Raw genomic sequence first — 3740 nt, 5'->3', positions numbered from 1 at the left:
TTTCATAAGAAAAAAGAATTATAAATAAAAAATATATATTTATTACTAACTATAGATACAACGAAAAGAGTAATGAATAAATCTATAGATTAAGGATTTAACTATAGAAAGTATTATTAGTAAAAAATTAAAAAATAAAATTTAAATAGCTAATTGAAAAAATTTAACTATAGATAGAAATTTATAAATAAAAAATAAGAGAGTGTGAAATAAATTTAATAATCTTTTATAAAACTTAAAATAATAATTAAATTTCTAAAAAAATTTATATATGTAACATATGTTACCGATTGTATTTAATTTTAAATATATAATAAGAGCATAAGATACGAGATGAGAGACACTGAATTAAATCTTACTAAAATATATAGATAAATATTAAAACCGGAGGAATACAAAATGGAAAATAAAATGTTTTGTTATCAATGTCAAGAGACAGCAGGATGTACAGGATGTACTAAATTTGGGGTTTGTGGTAAATCACCAGAATTAGCAAGATTACAAGATTTATTAATTTATACAACTAAAGGATTATCAGAAGTAACAACTAGATTAAGAGAAGAAGGTAAAACTGTAGATACATCAGTAAACCATTTAATAACTATAAACTTATTTACAACTATAACTAATGCAAACTTTGATGATGCAATATTCTATGCAAGAATAAAAGAAACTTTAGCAACAAAAGAAACTTTATTAGCAGAGTTAAATAATAAAGAAAACTTATCAGAAGCAGCATTATGGAATGCTACAACTGAAGCAGAAATGGATCAAAAAGTTTCATTCTTAGAAAGAATAAAAAATTCATTCTCAAAAAATAAAGAAGAAGCAGTAGATATAAATAAAATATTAGATGAAAAAGCTCCATCAGTAGGTGTACTAGCTACTAAAGATGAAGATATAAGAAGTTTAAGAGAATTAATAACTTACGGAATAAAAGGTATGTCAGCATATATGAAACATGCTAATGCTTTAGGATACCAAAATGAAGAAATAGACGCATTTATGCAATCGACTTTAACTAAATTAATGAATGACAACTTATCAGCAGATGATTTAGTTGCTTTAGCATTAGAAACAGGTAAAGTTGGTGTTGATGCAATGGCTTTATTAGATTCAGCTAACACAGGAACTTATGGTCATCCAGAAATAACAAAAGTAAATATAGGTGTTAGAAACAACCCAGGTATACTTATATCAGGACATGACTTAAAAGACTTAGAATTATTATTAAAACAAACTGAGGGAACTGGAGTAGATGTTTATACACATTCAGAAATGTTACCAGCACACTACTACCCAGCATTCAAAAAATACTCTCACTTTGCAGGAAACTACGGAAATGCATGGTGGAAACAAAAAGAAGAATTTGAATCATTCAATGGTCCAATATTAATGACTACAAACTGTATAGTACCACCAAAAGCTAGCTACAAAGATAGATTATTCACAACTGGAGCTGCTGGATTTGCAGGATGTAAACATATAGCTGGAAACAGTGAAAGTGATAAAGATTTCTCAGAAATAATAGAATTAGCAAAAACTTGTCAACCTCCAACAGAAATAGAAACTGGAGAAATAGTTGGTGGATTTGCTCACAATCAAGTATTCGCATTAGCTGATGCTGTAGTAGATGCAGTTAAATCAGGAGCTATCAAGAAATTCTTCGTAATGGCAGGATGTGATGGTAGAGCTAAATCAAGAAACTACTACACAGAATTTGCACAAGCATTACCAAAAGATACAGTAATACTTACTGCAGGATGTGCAAAATACAAATATAATAAATTAAACTTAGGTGATATAGGTGGAATACCAAGAGTTTTAGATGCTGGACAATGTAATGACTCTTACTCATTAGCATTAATAGCTTTAAAATTAAAAGAAGTATTCGAGCTTGAAGATATAAATGATTTACCAATAGCATTCAATATAGCTTGGTACGAACAAAAAGCTGTAATAGTATTATTATCATTATTATACTTAGGAGTTAAAAACATACACCTAGGACCAACTCTACCAGCGTTCTTATCACCAAACGTAGCCAAAGTATTAGTTGAAAACTTCGGAATTGGTGGAATAACTAACGTAGAAGACGATATAAAAATGTTCATGGAATAAGAATATTTCCTGAAATAAAACAAAACAAAATACACCCCATTAATTGATAAATAATTATAATAAAATAGAATATTAATATAATTATATAAACATTATCAAAGCTCCATTTCGATATAAATATCTAGATGGAGCTTTGCTTAAAATAAAGATATATTATTCAGATAAAATTTTAAATAATGAATCTAAATCTAGGATTTTTATAGTATCTTTATAATAATCTATAATACCGATATCTTTCATATTTATAAGTTCTCTAGATAGAGAAGGTCTAGGTATTCCTAAAGTTTCAGCGAGCTTTTGTTTAGTCATATTTATATTTATAAGATGGCTATTTTGTTTTTTATACTCATCTAATATATAGTTGCTGATCTTTTGACGGATACTGTTGTATGATAATCGCTCAATAGATTTATTTAAAGTTAAAATTTTATTGCTTAAATCTCTTAAAAACATCTCTAAAAAATCGGGATGTGTATAAGTAAATTGCTTGAAGTTTTCTCTAGATATAAAGAGAACTTCTGACTTAGATGAAGAAATTACAGTTGCTGGATATTTATTTACATCAGAGAATATAATAACTTCTCCAAATAAATGACCAGGACCAAAAGAAGTCATCTGTATTATTTTATTGCTCAACATACGTTTAACGTCGACAGAGCCACTAAGTATAATACCAATGGCCACACATTCTTCTCCTTCAAGTGCAATAATATCATTTAAAGAGAAGCTTTTGACTTGATAATATGTATCTTTAAAGAAATTTAAAATTTCTTCTTTAGTCATACTAGAAAACATGTTTATTACCACCTTTAATATCTATTTGTAAATTATAATAAACAATCATATCACTTAAATATACAGTTAATCAATTATTTTTTATAGTTAATAGGGGATATTTATTTTGATAATAAAATATTGAAGAAATCTATAAAGAAAAATAAATAGATAATTATAATTTCAGTATTTGCTAAATTTATAAAAAAATGATGGATATTTGTTATAAAATACCCTATAATTGTAAATACTATGTTTGAAACATTAGGACAGAGTGTTTACATAATAACAATATATCATTAAATAATAGGTATAAAATACAGGAGGAAGAATATATGATAACAAAAGATATGACAATAGGAGAAATATTAAGAGTTAAACCAGAAGCTGCACAAGTTTTAATGGATATGGGAATGGGATGCTTAGGATGCCCATCTGCACAATTCGAAACTTTAGAACAAGCTTGTGAAGTACACGGACAAGAAGTAGAAGATATATTAGCAAAATTAAATAAATAATATTTGATATCAATTAAATAAGTAATATTTAAGCCAGTGGATTTGACACTGGCTTTTTTTTATTCTAAGGAAATTATACATTATCTAGTTTGTGGATAATTTAAATTTCTAACTTATTATCTAAAGAGAAGACAAAATCATTGGAACTATAAACGAAGTGAGTTTTAAGCAACGTACGAAGTCATTGGCGCCATGAACGCAGTGAATTTTAAGCAACGGACAAAGTCGTTGGCGCCATGAACGCAGTGAATTTTAAGCAACGGACAAAGTCGTTGGCGCCATGAACGCAGTGAATTTTAAGCAACGGACAAAGTCGTTGGCGCCATG

Annotated in this window: 3 protein-coding genes; 2 read left to right on the top strand and 1 reads right to left on the bottom strand. The window is 27.9% G+C overall.

Annotated features, from left to right (window positions below; all coding sequences use genetic code 11):
- Window positions 1-399 precede the first annotated feature (399 nt).
- Window positions 400-2121, top strand: a complete 1722-nt coding sequence (hcp, locus tag RDX53_RS13850; RefSeq protein WP_195931706.1) for a hydroxylamine reductase — start codon at window positions 400-402, stop codon at window positions 2119-2121.
- Between the two features lie 153 nt (window positions 2122-2274).
- Here hcp and RDX53_RS13845 read toward each other — a convergent pair whose 3' ends face one another.
- The gene (locus RDX53_RS13845) at window positions 2275-2916 is read right to left on the bottom strand and encodes a Crp/Fnr family transcriptional regulator (protein ID WP_207743893.1); all 642 of its coding nucleotides are present in this window, start codon (window positions 2914-2916) and stop codon (window positions 2275-2277) included.
- A 314-nt stretch (window positions 2917-3230) separates the two neighbouring features.
- Between RDX53_RS13845 and RDX53_RS13840 the strand changes: the two genes are divergently transcribed.
- Complete coding sequence (locus RDX53_RS13840) at window positions 3231-3413, top strand: DUF1858 domain-containing protein (protein WP_195931704.1); 183 nt, start codon at window positions 3231-3233, stop codon at window positions 3411-3413.
- Window positions 3414-3740 lie beyond the last annotated feature (327 nt).

Origin of the sequence: uncultured Intestinibacter sp., assembly GCF_902468165.1 — a bacterium.
Classification (GTDB): domain Bacteria; phylum Bacillota; class Clostridia; order Peptostreptococcales; family Peptostreptococcaceae; genus Intestinibacter.
Note: the sequence above shows the minus strand (reverse complement) of the source record. Positions and strands in the feature narration are given on the sequence as shown.